Source organism: Streptomyces sp. NPDC050121 (assembly GCF_044460385.1).
Lineage (GTDB): Bacteria > Actinomycetota > Actinomycetes > Streptomycetales > Streptomycetaceae > Streptomyces > Streptomyces soliscabiei.
The window spans coordinates 171318-187866 of record NZ_JBITJV010000019.1 but is presented as its reverse complement, the minus strand read 5'-3'; the positions used below and the strand labels follow the sequence as shown (position 1 = coordinate 187866).

The 16549-nt window shown below is 68.2% G+C and carries 17 protein-coding genes, 1 tRNA gene and 2 pseudogenes; 12 read left to right on the top strand and 8 right to left on the bottom strand.

Annotated features, from left to right (window positions below):
* Positions 1 to 121 precede the first annotated feature (121 nt).
* Positions 122 to 601, bottom strand: a complete 480-nt coding sequence (locus ACIBTS_RS27530) for a hypothetical protein (RefSeq protein ID WP_319673953.1) — start codon at positions 599 to 601, stop codon at positions 122 to 124.
* A gap of 248 nt (positions 602 to 849) precedes the next feature.
* Positions 850 to 1935, bottom strand: a complete 1086-nt coding sequence (locus ACIBTS_RS27525; protein WP_319673954.1) for a sn-glycerol-3-phosphate ABC transporter ATP-binding protein UgpC — start codon at positions 1933 to 1935, stop codon at positions 850 to 852.
* A gap of 219 nt (positions 1936 to 2154) precedes the next feature.
* Here ACIBTS_RS27525 and ACIBTS_RS27520 point away from each other — a divergent pair.
* Positions 2155 to 2231, top strand: a tRNA-Thr gene (locus tag ACIBTS_RS27520).
* Positions 2232 to 2382: 151 nt separating this feature from the next.
* On the opposite strand, the gene ACIBTS_RS27515 is transcribed toward ACIBTS_RS27520, so the two are convergent.
* Positions 2383 to 3444: a tyrosine-type recombinase/integrase gene (locus tag ACIBTS_RS27515; protein WP_399322881.1), complete on the bottom strand. Its 1062-nt coding sequence runs from the start codon at positions 3442 to 3444 to the stop codon at positions 2383 to 2385.
* Here ACIBTS_RS27515 and ACIBTS_RS27510 point away from each other — a divergent pair.
* The 3 genes from ACIBTS_RS27510 (at position 3431) to ACIBTS_RS27500 (ending at position 5540) form a co-directional block, all read left to right on the top strand.
* Entirely contained in the window at positions 3431 to 4450 is a 1020-nt protein-coding gene (locus tag ACIBTS_RS27510; RefSeq protein WP_399322879.1) for an RHS repeat-associated core domain-containing protein, read from the top strand. The genes ACIBTS_RS27515 and ACIBTS_RS27510 overlap by 14 nt on opposite strands.
* The gene (locus tag ACIBTS_RS27505) at positions 4447 to 4968 is read left to right on the top strand and encodes a hypothetical protein (RefSeq protein WP_399322877.1); all 522 of its coding nucleotides are present in this window, start codon (positions 4447 to 4449) and stop codon (positions 4966 to 4968) included. The genes ACIBTS_RS27510 and ACIBTS_RS27505 overlap by 4 nt, the downstream gene beginning before the upstream one ends.
* 290 nt (positions 4969 to 5258) lie before the next feature.
* Positions 5259 to 5540, top strand: coding sequence for a hypothetical protein (locus ACIBTS_RS27500; protein WP_399322876.1), 282 nt, complete (start codon positions 5259 to 5261; stop codon positions 5538 to 5540).
* Here the strand turns inward: ACIBTS_RS27500 and ACIBTS_RS27495 are convergent.
* Complete coding sequence (locus ACIBTS_RS27495) at positions 5509 to 5895, bottom strand: transposase family protein (RefSeq protein WP_399322874.1); 387 nt, start codon at positions 5893 to 5895, stop codon at positions 5509 to 5511. The genes ACIBTS_RS27500 and ACIBTS_RS27495 overlap by 32 nt on opposite strands.
* Between ACIBTS_RS27495 and ACIBTS_RS27490 the strand changes: the two genes are divergently transcribed.
* The 4 genes and pseudogenes from ACIBTS_RS27490 to ACIBTS_RS27475 all read left to right on the top strand — a co-directional run bounded on the left by ACIBTS_RS27490 (position 5851) and on the right by ACIBTS_RS27475 (position 7365).
* On the top strand, positions 5851 to 6135 hold the full coding sequence (locus ACIBTS_RS27490) for a peptidoglycan-binding protein (RefSeq protein ID WP_399322873.1): 285 nt from the start codon (positions 5851 to 5853) through the stop codon (positions 6133 to 6135). The genes ACIBTS_RS27495 and ACIBTS_RS27490 overlap by 45 nt on opposite strands.
* 59 nt (positions 6136 to 6194) lie before the next feature.
* Positions 6195 to 6362, top strand: a pseudogene (locus ACIBTS_RS27485) (transcriptional regulator); the annotation flags it as partial.
* A gap of 40 nt (positions 6363 to 6402) precedes the next feature.
* Positions 6403 to 6828 (top strand): NucA/NucB deoxyribonuclease domain-containing protein, encoded by a 426-nt coding sequence (locus ACIBTS_RS27480; RefSeq protein WP_399322872.1) that lies wholly within the window; start codon positions 6403 to 6405, stop codon positions 6826 to 6828.
* A gap of 30 nt (positions 6829 to 6858) precedes the next feature.
* On the top strand, positions 6859 to 7365 hold the full coding sequence (locus ACIBTS_RS27475) for a hypothetical protein (protein WP_399322871.1): 507 nt from the start codon (positions 6859 to 6861) through the stop codon (positions 7363 to 7365).
* Positions 7366 to 7933: 568 nt separating this feature from the next.
* Here ACIBTS_RS27475 and ACIBTS_RS27470 read toward each other — a convergent pair.
* From ACIBTS_RS27470 to ACIBTS_RS27460, 3 genes and pseudogenes are all read right to left on the bottom strand, one after another.
* Positions 7934 to 8278 (bottom strand): annotated as a pseudogene (locus ACIBTS_RS27470) (DUF4240 domain-containing protein); the annotation flags it as partial.
* A gap of 140 nt (positions 8279 to 8418) precedes the next feature.
* Complete coding sequence (gene dctA / locus ACIBTS_RS27465) at positions 8419 to 9816, bottom strand: C4-dicarboxylate transporter DctA (protein ID WP_399322870.1); 1398 nt, start codon at positions 9814 to 9816, stop codon at positions 8419 to 8421.
* The gene (locus ACIBTS_RS27460) at positions 9813 to 10931 is read right to left on the bottom strand and encodes a PrpF domain-containing protein (protein WP_399322868.1); all 1119 of its coding nucleotides are present in this window, start codon (positions 10929 to 10931) and stop codon (positions 9813 to 9815) included. The genes dctA and ACIBTS_RS27460 overlap by 4 nt, the downstream gene beginning before the upstream one ends.
* A gap of 146 nt (positions 10932 to 11077) precedes the next feature.
* Here ACIBTS_RS27460 and ACIBTS_RS27455 point away from each other — a divergent pair, with 146 nt between their 5' ends.
* The gene (locus ACIBTS_RS27455) at positions 11078 to 11983 is read left to right on the top strand and encodes a LysR family transcriptional regulator (RefSeq protein ID WP_399322867.1); all 906 of its coding nucleotides are present in this window, start codon (positions 11078 to 11080) and stop codon (positions 11981 to 11983) included.
* Positions 11984 to 12033: 50 nt separating this feature from the next.
* Here the strand turns inward: ACIBTS_RS27455 and ACIBTS_RS27450 are convergent, their stop codons facing one another.
* Positions 12034 to 12231 (bottom strand): DUF4240 domain-containing protein, encoded by a 198-nt coding sequence (locus ACIBTS_RS27450; protein ID WP_399322866.1) that lies wholly within the window; start codon positions 12229 to 12231, stop codon positions 12034 to 12036.
* Positions 12232 to 12969: 738 nt separating this feature from the next.
* Between ACIBTS_RS27450 and ACIBTS_RS27445 the strand changes: the two genes are divergently transcribed.
* From ACIBTS_RS27445 to ACIBTS_RS27435, 3 genes are read left to right on the top strand one after another with little or no spacing between them, the layout of a single operon-like run.
* Positions 12970 to 14577 carry a Dyp-type peroxidase gene (locus tag ACIBTS_RS27445; RefSeq protein WP_399322865.1) on the top strand — a complete coding sequence of 536 codons (1608 nt, stop codon included), beginning with the start codon at positions 12970 to 12972 and terminating at the stop codon, positions 14575 to 14577.
* Positions 14578 to 14579: 2 nt separating this feature from the next.
* Positions 14580 to 16046 (top strand): FAD-binding oxidoreductase, encoded by a 1467-nt coding sequence (locus tag ACIBTS_RS27440; RefSeq protein ID WP_399322864.1) that lies wholly within the window; start codon positions 14580 to 14582, stop codon positions 16044 to 16046.
* A gap of 14 nt (positions 16047 to 16060) precedes the next feature.
* Positions 16061 to 16546 (top strand): hypothetical protein, encoded by a 486-nt coding sequence (locus tag ACIBTS_RS27435; RefSeq protein WP_319673958.1) that lies wholly within the window; start codon positions 16061 to 16063, stop codon positions 16544 to 16546.
* Positions 16547 to 16549 lie beyond the last annotated feature (3 nt).

The following is a 16549-nucleotide window of genomic DNA, read 5'->3' as shown; positions in this document are numbered from 1 at the left end:
CCCCCCCCCCCCCCCCCCCCCCCCCCCCCCCCCCCCCCCCCCCCCCCCCCCCCCCCCCCCCCCCCCCCCCCCCCCCCCCCCCCCCCCCCCCCCCGGCGGGGGGCCTCGGGACCCCGGAGCCTCAGCTGTGCGCCGCCAGGACGCCCGACGCGAAGGCCGTGTCGCACACCGGGCGGGCGTACGACTGGGCGCGCGAGGGTCCGTACACACGGACCGCGGCACGCCCCAGGGCGCGGGCGATGGAGACGCAGTGGCTCGCCAGCGACGGCTTGCCGTTCACGGCCGCCTGGAGGTGGGTCAGGGCGACGCCCGGGTCCTTCTCCTGGAGCTCGGTCAGCAACTGGTCGCGCAAGATGTCCTGCGGGGCCCTGACGGTGCGCTGAGAGGCCTGCGAGGACTGGTGCGCGGCCGAGACGTCGGAGGCGGTCAGCACCGAATCCGAGGGGTCCCCCGACCAGTTGACCCGGGTGACCGCGAGGGTCCCGGAGAGCACCATGACGACGGGCAGGACGAGGGCGAGCGAGCGGCCGATCCGGCGGGCTGGGCCGCCCCGGCCGCCGCGCGTGCGCTGGGTGGTGGAGTGGTTCGCGGAGTGCTTCACGCGTGAGAGGGTAGCGTGCAGTAATGGCGTGGCGACATTGCGTCACCCGTACGGGGGATGAAGCCGTGCTCCTTTTTGGGTAAGGGGTTGACGGACGCCAGGCGAAATGTCCGCTGTGTCGGGGATTTCACGGACACGGAAAAGGGCCCCGCAGCAGGCCACGGGGCCCTTTTCGTCAACCTGGGTGAATCACCCGGGTTTAATCCTCACCCGTCGGTCTTCGCCGGCCGGTGGGTCGGAGCGGTCGGTCAGTCGGAGAGGCGCTCGCCCGTCGACGTCGAGAACACGTGGGTCTCGCCCGCGCGCGGGACGACGTGCAGCGTGCTGCCCTTCTCCGGGACGTCGCGGCCGCCGACGCGGACCACGAGGTCCTTCGTCTCACTGCCGACCTGTGCGGTGCCGTAGACGAAGGCGTCGGAGCCGAGCTCCTCGACCACGTTCACGACGACCGCGAGGCCCTTCTCCTCCTCGGTGGCCACGTCGAAGTGCTCGGGGCGGACGCCCACGGTGACCGTCTTGTCGGTGGCGGCGGAGAGCGCGTCACGCTGCACCGGCACCACCGAGTTGCCGAACTTCACGCCGCCGTCCGCGATCGGCACCTCGACGAGGTTCATCGCCGGGGAGCCGATGAAGCCGGCCACGAACAGGTTCGCGGGCTTGTCGTACATGTTGCGCGGGGTGTCGACCTGCTGGAGCAGACCGTCCTTGAGGACCGCCACACGGTCACCCATCGTCAGGGCCTCGACCTGGTCGTGCGTGACGTACACGGTGGTGATGCCGAGGCGGCGCTGCAGCGACGCGATCTGCGTACGCGTCGACACGCGGAGCTTGGCGTCCAGGTTGGACAGCGGCTCGTCCATGAGGAAGACCTGCGGCTCACGCACGATGGCGCGGCCCATCGCGACACGCTGACGCTGGCCACCGGACAGGGCCTTCGGCTTGCGGTCCAGGTACTCGGTGAGGTCGAGGATCTTCGCGGCCTCCTCGACCTTCTGCCGGATCTCCGCCTTGTTGACGCCGGCGATCTTGAGCGCGAAGCCCATGTTGTCGGCGACCGTCATGTGCGGGTAGAGCGCGTAGTTCTGGAACACCATGGCGATGTCCCGGTCCTTCGGCGGCAGGTGCGTGACATCGCGGTCACCGATGCGGATCGCTCCGCCGTTGACGTCCTCGAGCCCCGCGAGCATCCGGAGCGAGGTGGACTTGCCGCAGCCGGACGGACCGACCAGGACGAGGAACTCGCCGTCCGCGATCTCGATGTCGAGTCCGTCGACGGCGGGCTTGGTGGAGCCCGGGTACACCCGGGTCGCCTTGTCGAAAGTGACAGTGGCCATGGCTCGAAGGCCCCCTTCTACCGGCAGGAACGTGCCGGACGATCCGTTGTAGGAAGGTGGTGGTGTAGTCCACGCGAGTGAACTGGCTCAGGACGCTACCTCGCGTTCGCCGGATCTGTCAGCACCTGGAGGCATGTGAACTTCGCGGAAATTTTCGACAGGGGGCCCCTGCGGCCTGGGTACACTGCACGGGCACACGCGTGAGCCATGCGCGCGCACGCCTCCTTAGCTCAGATGGCCAGAGCAACGCACTTGTAATGCGTAGGTCGTCGGTTCGAATCCGACAGGGGGCTCCATGAGGAAGGGCCAGGCCATAGCTTCTGACCTGGCCCTTCATGCTTTCCTTGATCACCTTGTGGTCTAAACCGCTGCCTTAATCGATCTTGAAAGTGGCTCGATGGGGCCAACCTGGGGCCCGTACGGGGACGGGGCCGGCCCCAAGTCCCGTCAGGCGGCCTCTTGTGCCTGCCCCTTGGTCTTCTTCTTCGCCTTCTTCTTGGCCTTCTTCGCGGACTTCTTCTCCTTCTCCCGGTACGCGGTGAGAAGGTCCAGGGACGCTGAGGCTGTGGCGGCGTGCATCTCGGGCAACACCGTCTGGTAGGTGTCAGTCGTCATGCGCATCGATGCGTGCCCGAGCATCGCCTGCACCGCCTTCGGGGCGACGCCGGCGGCCAGCGCCAGACTCGCCGCCTCATGGCGGCCGTCGTGGAGCCGGATCGGCGGCAGCCCGGACAGCTCCACCAGCCGGTCCCAGCGGTCGGTGAAGAACTGAGGGTGGTACGCCGAGCCGTCTTCCTTGGTGAAGACCCGGTTGCCGGACTTGGGGGGCACGCCGGCCTTCGCCCACTTCTTGCGTTCAGCGGTCTGCTTCTTGCGCCACGCCTTCAGTAGCATCACCGAGTCCCGGTTGAGCTTGATGTCACGGACGCTGTCGGCTTTCGGGTCGTCCTCATGGACTTCGTACGAGATCGACACCAGCTGTTCGCTGACGTGGACGACCTCCTCGGCCAGGTCCACCTCGTCCCAGGCGAGCGCGGCCAGGTCGCCGCGGCGCAGGCCGTGGAAGAGGACCAGGTGCCAGGCGGGGAAGTGGCGGTCGGCGACGATGAAGTCCAGGAACTCGGCGGTCTGCTGCAGCGTCCACACCATGACCGGGGACGGCTTCTCCCCGGTGCGCTTCCAGCGGGCGACGCGCGGGGCGGTCCAGGCGAGCGCGCGAGGCCTGGTCACCTTGGGGAGGGTCAGGAACGCCGCGTAGTTCTTGGCGATCAGCTCTTCCTTCACCGCGTCGCTGAGAGCGGACGACAGGGTGGCCTTGATGCTGACCATGGTGGCCGGGCCGGTGGTCCGCTGCAGCTTCTTGCGCTGGGCCAGGTACTTGTCGCGGGCTGCCGTCCACACCGCCCGCAGGCGGGCCCGCTCCTTCTTGGGCGCGGCCTGCACCTCGACCGGGGCGACGACGACGTCGTACGCGTACGACAGCGCCGACCGGCTGGTGACCTCCGGCACCGTCTACGACGCTTTCGGCCGCACCACCGTCCAAGCCTCCGGCGCCACCATCGGCTACTACGTCAACGACCTCGTCCACCAGCAGACCTCCGGCGCCAGCCGGCAGACCTGGAGCCTGGACGCGGCTGGCCGCCTCGCCTCCTGGACCACCGAAACCCAGAGCAGCGGCACGTGGAGTCAGACCGGGTCCAAGACCAACCACTACGGTGCCGACGGTGACAGCCCCGACTGGATCCAGGAGGCCGTCGGCACCCTCACCCGAAGCGTCCAGAGCATCGGCGGGGATCTTGGCGCGGTCACCAGCGCCACCGGCGACACCGTCCTGCTGCTGACCAACATCCACGGAGACGTGACGGTCCAACTGCCGCTGGACACCACCCAGGCCCCGGTCGCGCTCGCCTACGACGAGTACGGCAACCCGGAAGGCGACGCCACCGCCGCCCGTTACGGCTGGCTCGGCGGCAAGCAGCGCTCCAGCGAGACGGCCACAGGCGCCACGCTCATGGGCGTCCGCCTCTACGACCCGACCACTGGACGTTTCCTGTCGATTGACCCAGTCTATCGGGGAGGAGACAACCATTACGGCTACCCTGGCGACCCCATCAGCCAGTTCGACCTTGACGGCAAGCGGTGGAGCTGGAAGTTCTGGCGGTACAAGAAGGTGAGAAGCTACGGAGCCCGGGCACTGGGATACGGCCTCGCAGGTGTGAGTCGCTTCATGGGCTACAAGTGCAGCTACCGCTACGGCATGAGAACATGCGTTGGGGGATGGGGTCTGCACGCGCGTGGTGGTACAACACTCGGAACCACCTACTTCACGTCGAATAATTCCCAATACCTCTCAAGGGACCGGATTGCTCACGAGAAGAGGCACAGGTCCCAATGGCTGCGCTACGGCCTTGGTTTCGGCATCCGCTACTTGCGAGCAGGCAGTAATCCCTGCCGCAACCGGTGGGAGCGGTTGGCCGACTGGGGGCAGGGAGGATACGCGCAGTGCTACCGGTGATCCGTTTCACGTGGCAGCGGGGTGCCTTGTCAGGCCTCCTGACCGTGATCACACTATTGGGAGCATCCGGCTGCGGAATGTTTCCATCGGATCCGGCCGACCCGCCAGTGTTTGGGGCCCGGGTCGACGGCGAAACTATCGTCGTCAAGATGCCCATGTGCCCCACGGGTGAAATCAGACACGTTGAAGTCTACGACTTTGACGATGTCAAGCACGAGAATCCCCGAATCGTTTGGTCCGCCTCAGGGCCGACCTCGGAATCGACCCGGAAGGGCCTGGTCACGCTGTGGTCGGGAGAGGGATTCGTAGAGCACTCAAGAAAACCCAGCAATTCCTCCATTCCCCCAAACATCGGAGTGAGCTACACGGATCCGACGGGCGACGGGCGCGACGACGTCTTCGCCCTGCGCACGATCGAGAGCGCGAAACTGGAACCAGGAAAGTATTGGACGCGCGACGGTCCCATGACCGCCAAGCAAATCGACGCGCAGCTCCACTGCGGTGACGGCAACTCATGAGCTGAGCAGCTGCTACCCGGAGTCTCAACACCCTTGAGCCGCTCCAACTGATGGGGTGCCGCACCTTTGTGCGGCACCCCAACTGGTTCTCATCCCGGTCCCCAGTGAGCCGGGAGAAATCGTCCGAGTGGCGGCTCCAGGCGCGGACCACACCTCCCAGGTCAATGTTCTGCCTAAAAGCTGTCCCGTAAGTGATGTCGGCCTCTCGGGCATACTGACGGGAGTTGCCGCGGTGGCGGCTCTGGATTGGGGGCCGAGTGCCAGAGTTGCGCTGCGAAGCGGTTCGCTGGGTGGACGATGAGCCCTTCCCCGGCATCGTGGAGGTCCGGTTCATCGATGCAACCGGACACTGCTGGTCCTTGATCGACAAGTGTGCGATCTTTGCCCAGCTTGGTGAGCTGATCCCTGACTCGACCTACCCGGTCGAGGTCACGGTGGCGTGTGTGGTCCAGAGCGATGCCGTGAGGGCAGCCGGCGACGAGATCGTGACGGTCTCCACCTCGCCGGACAGCGTCGCGACGCTGGACGGGCAGGACACTTTCACCGTGCGGCGAAGCCAGCTCCTCCAATGAGAGCGCGATTGTGCAACCTGGCTATGCCGAGCATCGCCGAGTAGACGCCATCGCCCTTCAGGCGGCAGTCGCGAAGGATCTTCCAGGTCTTCAACCGAGCGAGGACGTGCTCGACGCATGCTCTGACCCGCTTGTGAGAGTGGTTGTGCTCCTGCTTCCAGCCGCACAGTTCGCCGCCTGCGGGGCGGCGATGCGGGATGACCAGCCCGGTGCCCCGGTAGCCGCCGTCGGCGATGGGGTGGCGTCCCGCCAGGTGGTGTAGGGGAAGGCGGCGTACTTCGCGTACATCGACGACGGCGCCGGCCTGGTCGTGGACGGCGACTTCGGGCCCGCGACCATCCGTGCCACGCAGCACGCGATCGGCGTCACCCTGGACGGCCAGTGGGGGCCGGATTCCAAGCGGGCGCTCCAGCACCACCTGAACGTCTGGTCCAACGCCGGGCTCATCGAGGACGGCGTCACCGGACCCGCGACGTACAAGGCGCTCCAGACGTTTCTCAACGCGATGACCGATGCGGGCCTCACCGTGGACGGAATATGGGGTTCCGCCACCGTCAAGGCACTCCAGACCGCGCTGAACCAGGGGAGGTTCTAGGCTGGACAGAAGTCAGGAGTCCGCCGGATGTAAGTGCGCTCAATCGCATGCTCAACTCCATGACGGAGCGTGACGGTCCGGAGGTCATCGGGCGCCGGGATCAGCAACTGCTCAGTGAACGCGGGCTGACGCAGAGGCAGTCGGCGGAACCGGCGTAGACGCCGGCGTACATCTCGACGCTGGAGGCGGGCCGGGTGCGGGCCTCCGAGCCCGCGCTGCGGCACATGGGCGGGCCCCACCAACGACATCACGCTGCCGACGCCGCCGGTGCGGTGCGACAACGCCCTTCCCGGCACGTCGAAGATCGGCTGTGCCATGCCCTACATCCCGGAACTGGTCTACGCCAGAAGCGGCGAGTACCCCGAACTCGCCCAACACATCCAGGATGCGCAGACCACCGACAATCTGCCGGGCAAGCACGGCACCACGCGCTACCTCACCCGGCTGACCAACAAGACCAAGATCACCGAGAATCGGAACACCTCGTGCCCCTCGAGCCTGCCGCGGCCGGCCGGCAAGCAGTGCGACGAGTACCCGTTCGCTTCCACCTGGCAAGGTGCCAAGACCGGCGGCAGCTACAGCCGGCGCATGATCGACGCACGCCAGAACAGAAGCGGCGGCCAGGCTCTGGCACTGTTCTACCTGTACAACCGCATCATCGAGAAGGACCGGTTCCTGGTATGGATCAAGTAGCCCCGCGTCATTGCAGGTAAGGACTGCGAGATGAGCGAAAGCATGGAACGGGCCGGCGGACTCGTTCCGGTCCAGTACCACCAGTTCAACATCAGCGACGAGGACGGGCCGGTCGGGCCGGATCTGGCACCCGAGCACAACGGACTCGTTCAGGTCACCGACGGCGTCACCACCGTCCTGACCGGCATCCACACCGGCAACGTCGACGTCACCGTCACGCTTCACGAGAGCGAGCCCGCACCCGACGACGCCGGCTGGCAGGAGTGCGTGGAGATTTCCGCGCACTCGGTGTCCGGCGATCTCATGGTCCGAGGCCTGATGGACGACCTGGACGAAGAACTGCCCGTCCTGTCGTTCGATGGCCCCGGCGACTACCGCCTGCGTATCCATGCCCGGGGCAGAGACACCGCCGTCGATCTCGCGCCCGACGAGGTGACCGAGTGGTACCTGGTCCAGGTGTGGCCCGCACCCGCCGGTCCAGCGACGATCCTCAGCCGGAATGACGCCTACGGGGCATCGGTACGCGAAGGCCACTGACAGGCCGACCCGTCTGCCCGCTCACCACAGGGCGGGCAGACGAGCGCTGTCTGCTGATGGCGATTCTTGAAAACGGCTCTGTCCGCAGTTCCGTGAATCCCCAGGTCAGCGAAGGGAGCGAGGGATCGTTTCGGCAGAGTATGTCCCGGCATGGCGGGCAAGACGGTCGAGGCTGTGCTGTTTCCCGGTCGATGTGCGAGTGGAGCGCGTCAGCGACTCCTCCGACGTCCTGGTGGTGGAGGCTGTGTCCACCGCTCGCCCCGGCCGGTGCCCGGACTGCCGGAAACAGGCGAGGCGCGCGCACAGCACGCATCAACGCGACCTGAATGAAAGGCTGGGCTCTCACCGGGGCATAGTCCGGCTGCGGGTCCGCCGATACTTATGGGAAGAGCTGTTTCCGTATCGCGATCGAGCTCGGCGGACGTCCAGCCGCGGCTGTGCCGCCGCCTGCGGCTGGTCGCGGGCCGGACCCGGCTGCTCAGGCTGCTGAACTCGTCAAGGTGCCGACTGCGGTGCTCGAACAGCGATTGCTGTAGAGGTTCCCGATGGGTGCGGCTCCGGCTGCGACCTACTGCAGGTAGAGGGCAGCCAGACGCGGCAGCCGGCGAGCCATCTCGTCTGAGTCGTCGAAGTCGAAGGCCCAGGCAGGGTCCAGCTGCGGGTAGCGGATTGTCGGCGCGCCCGCGGGAAGCTGATCACCGGTCGCCGTGATGTGTGCGCTCCAGGCGATGCCCAGCATGTCCTCACCCTCCAGCTCGACGCCGTCGGCCGCGGAGGCTTGAACGATGGGCAGTTCTGCGAGCGCGTCCGGATCAGCGAGTGCGCGTTCGAAGACCTGACGACCTTGAGCTATCAGCCAGCCGCGGAAGTAGTCGAAGCCGTTGTCAGAGCACCCACCGTTGGCGATGTAAGACGTTCCTGATCAGTCGGGGCGGCGAGTACGACATCCTGTTGAGACGTGGGGGGGGGGGGGGGGGGGGGGGGGGGGGGGGGGGGGGGCGGGCGCCGCCCCCGCCCCCCCCCCCCCCCCCCCCCCCCCCCCCCCACGCACTATCAGTTTGCGGCGGGGACGAGGTCGTGGGTTGGTGCGGGTGTCTCCTTCGGATCGGGCTCGGCTGTCACCGCGGAGGGAGCGGGGGTGGGGGCGTAGGGGATCTCTCCGCGCAGGACGGCCTTGGCGCGGTCCTCGTCGAGCTCGCCTTCCCAGCGGGCGACGGCCAGGGTGGCGACGCCGTTGCCGACCAGGCTGGTCAGGGCGCGGGCTTCGGACATGAAGCGGTCGATGCCGAAGATCAGCGCGAGGGCGGCGACGGGGACGTGCGGGACGGCGCTGAGGGTGGCTGCCAGGGCGATGAAGCCGGAGCCGGTGACGCCTGCGGCGCCCTTGGAGGTGAGCAGCATGACGGCGAGCATGGTCAGCTGCTGGGTGAGGCTGAGGTCGATGCCGAGGGCCTGGGCGAGGAAGACCGAGCCCATGGTCAGGTAGATGGCGGTGCCGTCGAGGTTGAAGGAGTACCCGGCGGGCAGCGTGATCCCGACGACCGGTTTCGAGGCGCCCACGTGCTGGAGCTTGGCCATCATGCGCGGCAGGACGGGCTCGGTGGAGGAGGTGCCCAGGACGATCAGCAGTTCTTCCTTGATGTAGCGCAGGAAGGGCAGCAGCCGCAGTCCGTTCAGGCGCATCACGGTCCCGAGGACGACCAGGACGAAGAAGAGGGCGGTCAGCCAGAACGAGCCGACCAGCAGGGCCAGGTGGCGCAGGGTGCCCAGACCGTAGTTGCCGATGGTGAAGGCCATCGAGCCGAACGCGCCGATCGGCGCCAGCCGCATGATCCAGCGGATGAGCGTGAACAGGACCGTGGAGAACTTCTCGATGCCCCGGGCGATGCCCAGCCCGGCCTCCCCGCTGGCGTGCAGGCCGAAGCCGAACAGCACCGACACCAGCAGCACCGGCAGGATCTCGTTGCCGGTCAGGGCGCTGACCAGGGTGGCCGGGATGATGGCGAGGGCGAACTCGGCGAAGCTCTCGTGGGCCGTGGTCGCCGCCGGCGGCAGGCCCGTGGTGGACAGAGTCGAGAGGTCGACGTGCAGACCGCTGCCCGGCTTGACGACGTTGACGACGACCAGGCCGATCACCATGGCCAGGGTGGTCAGCACCTCGAAGTAGACCAGAGCCTTCAGGGTTACACGGCCGACCGCGCGGGCGTTGCCCATGGAGGCGATGCCGTGGACGACGGTGCAGAAGATGATCGGTGCGATGAGCATCTTCACCAGCGCGATGAAGCCGTCGCCGAGCGGCTTGAGGTCAGCGCCGACGGATGGCCACAGCCCGCCCACGGCGGCGCCGAGGAGGACGGCGATCAGGCACTGGATGTAGAGGTGGGACAGCATCCGACGGATGCGGCCCGGTGGTGTGGTGACGGTACCCGGGGCGGCGTCGTTGCGGCTCATACGGGGCGTCCTTCCAGGACGGGGACGAGGAGTTCGGCTCGGGCGATACGCCGGGCGGCGCGGTGCAGGAGCACCGTGGGGGACGCGCCGTCCGGTGCGGGGACGGCTTGGGTGGTGATCACGCCGGCGGGGGTGCCCAGGCGAAGCGTGCCGTCGGCGGTCTGCCGGGCGACGCGGTGGGCGAGGGTGCCGGGGGTGGCGGCGGCCGCGGCCAGGGCCACGGCGGAGGTCAGGCCGATCGCCGGGTGCGGGGCGTGCATGGAGACCATGCGCACGGCCAGGTCGTACTCGTCCTGGTTGACGAGTATGCCCTGTGTGGTGCGGTAGGGGGCGGGACGGGCGACGATGCCCACCTTCGGCACCGCGTGGCTGACCGGATCGCCCTCGCGGGCCAGGCCCATGGCCAGCGCTGCCTGGCCGCGCAGCAGTGTCAGCGTGGGTACTGCTGTGGCGAACGCGGTGAGGGATTCCGTACCGTCGAGGCCGAAAGCCTTGGCCTCGAACAGCGCGGCCGGAGCGCCGGCGTCCACCAGGGATGCCTCGACGGGGCCGTCCGGGCCGCACAGCTCGTCCAGCGTCCGGCCGGTCGGCAGAGCGCGGCCGGTCGTCGAGCCCGCCGGGTCCTGAAACCCGAGCAGAACCGGCACGCCCCGCGCCGAGGTACCCGGGACCACGGCCGTGCCCTCCTCCGGGGCCGCGCCCCCGGGGGTGGGGATCGTGCCGGTGAGGCGGGCCCCGGTGTTGACGTTGAGCATGCGGACCGTGGTGGTGTCCGAGACGATCGGCACGAGATCGTGGTGGACGGCGTACAGGGCCACGGCGGTGGCGCAGTTGCCGCAGTTGCTGGCCCACTCCACACGCTCGTCGCCGATCCCCACCTGTGCGAAGGCGTACTCGACATCCACACCGGCCTGGGCCGACGCCTGTACGACGGCGGCCTTGGAGGTGGTGGAAGAGGCGCCGCCCACACCGTCGATCTGACGGGGGTCGGCGGCGTTGAAGGCGGCGAGCAGCAGGGCATCGACATCCACGCCCGTGGCGACCACGTCGCGGTGGTCGAAGATCCAGCACTTGCTGGTTCCTCCGCGGATCATCTCGCTCTGCAGACGCAGCACAACCGACACCTCACAGACAGGGAAGGGGAAGCTCGCCGACGGTCTCGCCGTGCGTGGTGTCCTCCACGGTGGGTTACGGCAGCGTGAAGTACAATCTCGGAAATCTGCATGCCTATTAAGTTCAGATGAACGCAGGAGGTGGTGGCATGCTCGACGTCCGGCGCATCCTGCTGTTCACGGAGGTCGCCCGGCGCGGCTCGGTGACCGCGACGGCCCGCGCCCTCAACTACACACCGTCAGCGGTATCGCAGCAGATCAGCCGCCTGGAAGCGGAGGCAGGACAGCCCTTGCTGGAACGCCATGCCCGGGGTGTCACCCTCACCGACGCCGGACGGACGCTGGCCGAACGAGGGCACCGGATCGAACGCGAACTGCGGGCCGCGGAAAACGAACTCGCCGACCACGCCGGCCTGCGCGCGGGCACACTGCGCATCGGCACCTTCCCCACCGTCGGCGCCTCGCTCCTCCCCCAGGCCGTGATCGCCTTCAAGGACGCCCACCCCGACGTACGGCTGACCGTCCGCAGCGCCCGCATCGCCGGACTTTGGACGATGCTGGAGAACCGGGAGATCGAGATGTCGCTGATGTGGGACTACGACTGGAGCCGCATCGACCGGGAGGACATCGTCGTCACCCCACTCCTCGACGACCCGCCGGCCCTTCTCGTCAGCGACCACCATCCACTCGCCGGCCGTGACGCCGCCTCACTCGCCGACTTCGCGGACGACCCCTGGATCACCCGGGCCGAACATCACCCGGTGGCCGAAGCCCTCGTCCGCGGCTGCCGCGCCGTCGGCTTCGAGCCCCACATCGCCTACGAGGCCCACGACTACCAGGAAGCCCAGGCCATGGTCGCCGCCGGCATCGGCGTCGCCCTCGCCCCCACCCTGGCTCTGGAGGGCATCCGACCCGCCGTCAACGTCCTGCCCCTCCAGCCGCCGGCCCCCGTCCGCCGCATCCTCCTGGTGCGCATGGCCGACCACTCGCTCACCCCCGCCGCCCAGACCTTCGCCGGACTCCTCCGCGACACCGCCGCGGCCCGAACCCCCTGACACCAGCACCGGATCAGGCCCACCGGTCACGGCACGGTCGCGCTCACCCTCTAAGCAGCGGCCCACAGAGGGTTGGTGTAGGACTCAACCATCAGGTCCCACAGCACCTGTTCAGCGGCGACGATCTCCTCGACTGGCCGGTCGGCCAACAGCGAGGTCGCTTCGCGAGCGACCGCTTCGCTTTCGTATGGGGCGATCACGTGGTCGCGGGCCGCAGCGATGAGCTCCCAGAACCGCTGCTTGTTCATGGTGGAAGAGCATGCCGGCCGGCACTGACAGAGCAGTTCGCGACGGTTGGAGATCACGCTCGCGGCCTGATCAACACGACCATGTGTTGCGACGGCCCCTGGAGACCGTCCGAGGGGCAGGGCCTCTTTGCGTCGCAAGGTCTCTGCGCTGGACGCCACTTCGGCGCCCGGCGCTGAACTGGAGGTCAGCCTGACTGGGACCCGGCCAGCCCGCCGACGGCCCAGTCCTGGGGCCCGGATGGGGCCGGAAGAACGGTGAAACCCCGTGAACGATCATTGCATCCAGGTCGCCAACACGTCCGCTGACCTGCGCAGATGCCTAAGGTAGGGAGAGGCAGTGAACCCTGGTGCAACGCTCTGGCGAGCTTGTAATGCGTAGGTCGTCGGTTCGAATCCGACAGGGGGCTCTGGGAAGCGTCAGATCAGGGGTCCTCCCGCTCAAGGAGCGAGGGGGCCCCTGTGCTTTCGGCGCTCACGCGACGTTCGTTGCCCCCTGCCCGTCGCTCGGTCGTGTGATTTGTGGGGGCGTGTCCGATAGGACGTGCCCTGGGGGTCACTCGTACGGCGGGTTTGGCGGGAGGGGTGCTGGGCCGGGCGGGTGAATGTCGGTGGCGTACGGGAACCTGCCCTCTGGTGCCCATCAGTGCACCTGGGGGCCCTTGCTTGCCCTCCGCATATGCCTGAGGGGTGCCTGCGGTCATCGTTACGTGTGACTGACTTCAGGCGAATTAGGGTGTTGTGGCAATTGATCTGAGACAAACGGCCATCGATCCCGACAGCCCGGAGATCCCGCCGACCCGCAACACGCAGCAGGCCCTGAGGGAGGCGCTGGACGATCTCCAGGGCAACATCCTCAAGAGCCACGGGCGTGACCACAGCCGCCATCTGTTCATCACCTTCAAGACCGACACCGCCGACCAGCAGAAGAAGGCCCGGAAGTGGCTGGCCAGGATGGGGGCCAAGGACCGGGCCACCTCGGCGTTGCAGCAGTGGGAGGAGGCGAAGGCGTACCGGGAGTTCCGGGAGCAGGTCCTCGCCGACGGGATGTCCGCGAAGGAGGCGGACGCGCTGGTCAAGTCCGTCAGCAAGACCTTTGTCGGCGTGCTGCTCTCGGCCGACGGCTATCGCGCCCTGAAGCTGGACGCGCACCACATGCCCGACGATCCGTCCTTCACCGCCGGGGCCAAGAACCGCACCAAGATCCTCAACGACCCGGAGTCGAAGGACTGGGAGGTGCCTTTCCGGCAGCCGCTGCACGCCCTCGTGATCGTCGCCGACGACGCCACGGACCGGCTGGACCGGTTCGTGAAGACGCTGATGGGCGAGCTCGCCGAGCTCGGCGTCACCCCGCACATGGAGACCGGCACCGCCATGCGGCTGGACAAGGACGGCAAGGAGAGCCCGTTCGCCCCCGTGCGTGAGCACTTCGGCTTCGTCGACGGGATCAGTCAGCCGCTGTTCTACGCCCGCGACATCGACAACGCGCGCAACCGGCAGGGCGGCATCGACCGGTACGACCCGAGCGCCCCTCTCGACCAGGTGCTGGTGAAGGACCCGGGGGGCGACAAGAGCACGGGCTACGGCTCGTACTTCGTGTACCGCAAGCTGGAGCAGGACGTGCAGGGCTTCCGCGCGGACGAGAAGGCCCTCGCCAAGTCGATCGCCTCCTTCGCCCGCCCCAAGCGGCCCGACCCCATGCCCGAGGACGTCGCCCTGGCGGGGGCGTACATGGTGGGCCGGTTCAAGGACGGCACCCCGGTCGTGGACCGGAACGCGGCCGGGATGGGTGACCAGCCGAACAACTTCAGCTTCGACGGGGACGTCGACGGTGTCCGCTGTCCCTTCCAGGCGCATGTCCGCAAGACCAATCCGCGGGGCGACAAGCAGCGTCAGTTCGGGGTGCCGCCCACCCAGGAGCGGACGCAGCGGATCGTGCGCCGGGGCATCAGCTACGGCAAGGTGACCCTGGACCCGCAGCAGGCGGACGGCAAGGTGGGTCTGCTGTTCCTGTGCGCGCAGAGCAGCATCGCCGACCAGTTCGAGTTCATCCAGGCGGCCTGGGCGAACTACCAGGACTTCCTCACTCCGGGCAGCGGCCTGGACCCGGTGATCGGCACGCTGCCCGAGGGCAAGTCGCGGGACTCGGCGGTGGCGCAGCCCTGGCCGAAGCTGTACGGCTCGCACAACCAGCTGGACTTCTCCAAGTCGCCGCCGAAGCCGCCGACGCCGATGTCGCACACCTTCCCCCAGCGGGTGGGCCAGTGGACGACGATGCGGGGCGGGGAGTACTTCTTCGTCCCGAGTCTCAGCGCGCTCAAGGCGTTCGGCGCGGCGGGGGAGAACTGACCGTGGTCGACTTCCGTGCCGAGGTGGACGAACTGGTCCGGCGACTGAGCGGCTACGTCTGTGAGCCCGGGAGCCCCGGGTACGCCAGGGTCGTCGCCATCGACAACGGCCGGACCCGCACGCCGCCGGCGCTGGTCATCCGCGCCAACTCGACCTTCGACGTCGCGCTGGCCATTGGCTTCGCCCAGGAGGTGGACCTCCCGTTGACGGTGCGCGGCGGCGGGCACAGCGCCGCCGGGTACTGCCTCAACCGGGGCGGGATCGTCCTGGACCTCGGGCTGATGAAGGCCATGACGCTGGACAGGGACAGGAATCAGCTCACGGTCCAGATGGGGGCCACCTGGAACGATGTCTACGGCTATGTCGCCCGGAGTGCGGCCCCGTTGATTCCGGTCGGGGGCGGCTGTCTCACCGTGGGGCTGCCCGGGTTCCTGCAGGGCGGCGGCTACAGCTTCGTCTCACGCTCGTACGGTCTCGGCAGCGACAACGTGACCCGGATCGAGCTCGTCGACGCGTCGGGCGCGCTGCGCACCCTGACCGCGGACGCTCCCGCGCAGGACGACCGTGACCTGTTCTGGGCGTGCCGGGGTGGCGGCGGGGGCAACTTCGGGGTCGCCGTCGAGATGACGCTGCAACTGCACCAGCCGCCGGCGAAGACCGTCCTCGGGGGTGGGCTCTCCTTCCCGCTGGAGCGGGCCGAGGAGGTGATCGCCGCCTACGATGCGTGGGCGCGGAACGTCCCCGGGGCGATGGCCGCCTACGGGTACGTCGGTCACGACCCCGACCCGGCCGAGCCGACCCGGAAGGTCCCCAGTTTCCGGATCACGCCGGTCTTCAACGGCGCGTACGGCGACGGCATCGAGCAGCTTCGGCCGATGCTCAAGCTGAACCCCTTCGACGTCCGGCTGTATTCGGTGCCGTTGCCGACGCTGGAGATGGCCATCGGCCGGTCCACGCTGGTCGGCGACCGGCAGGCCTACATCCGTTCGGGGATGATCGGCGACGGGGGCTGGACCACGGACATGATCAGGGCCGTCCGGAAGGCGATGGCGACCGCGCCCTCGCCGAACAGCTTCGTCGTCTGGACCCATGGCCGTGGCAAGGTCAACGATCCGGCTCTGGTCGGGCAGGGGCCCTACCCGCACCGCGACAAGCGGTATGTGTTCGAGCTCAAGGCCATCTGGAACGATCCCGCCGAGACGCGGGCCAACGTCGAGTGGGCCTACGACTTCGGCGAGGCGCTGAGCGCGGACTTCCACGGCGCGTACGTCAACTACATCGATCCGCTCCAGGAGAGCTGGGCCACGGCCTACTACGGCTCGAACCTGGACCGGCTCCAGCGGATCAAGAAGGCAGTCGACCCGGACGGGTTCTTCCGTTTCCAGCAGTCGGTCGACTCGACCTTCGAGCCGGACGTCACCCGTCCGCTGGATCTCAGTCCCCTCAACCGCACGTTCGTCCCCTCCTGACCGGGAGCACCCGCATGGGCAACGGCACCCCACCACCCCCCAACCCCAAGCAGATCTTCGTCGACATCTCCGTCGCGCTCACCGGGTTCGACCCGGCGGAGCTGGCCGGCACGGGCATGGTCGACACCTACTACGACACGCTGCTGCGGATCATCGGCGAGCGTGATGCCGGGCAGCTGTTCCGGTACGCCTCCGAGGCGTTGGAGAAGGACCGGAAGGCGAAGAACGGCACGGCCTTCAAGAAGGACGTGATCGGCAGCCCGCGCTTCGGGCCGATCGCCGTGAGCCTGATCAAGCTCTGGTATCTCGGCCGCTGGTATCCGCTCTCCGGCGACTACCGCAACCTCTACGGGGCGACCGCGGACGACGTCGAGCACGTCGTCACCGCGCAGGGCTATCGCGAGGGCCTGGTGTGGGTCGCCGCCGGCACCCACCCGATGGGCGCGAAGCCGCCGGGCTACGGCTCCTGGGCCGAACCGCCGTCCGTGCTCATCCCCTGACCC

What these genes read in the sequence shown, in the direction of transcription:
- dctA (WP_399322870.1), bottom strand. Translation starts at nt 9,816, where the DNA reads ATGAGCCGCAACGACGCCGCCCCGGGTACCGTCACCACACCACCGGGC.
- ACIBTS_RS27525 (WP_319673954.1), bottom strand. Translation starts at nt 1,935, where the DNA reads ATGGCCACTGTCACTTTCGACAAGGCGACCCGGGTGTACCCGGGCTCC.
- ACIBTS_RS27450 (WP_399322866.1), bottom strand. Translation starts at nt 12,231, where the DNA reads ATGAACAAGCAGCGGTTCTGGGAGCTCATCGCTGCGGCCCGCGACCAC.
- ACIBTS_RS27475 (WP_399322871.1), top strand. Translation starts at nt 6,859, where the DNA reads ATGAGCGAAAGCATGGAACGGGCCGGCGGACTCGTTCCGGTCCAGTAC.
- ACIBTS_RS27435 (WP_319673958.1), top strand. Translation starts at nt 16,061, where the DNA reads ATGGGCAACGGCACCCCACCACCCCCCAACCCCAAGCAGATCTTCGTC.
- ACIBTS_RS27455 (WP_399322867.1), top strand. Translation starts at nt 11,078, where the DNA reads ATGCTCGACGTCCGGCGCATCCTGCTGTTCACGGAGGTCGCCCGGCGC.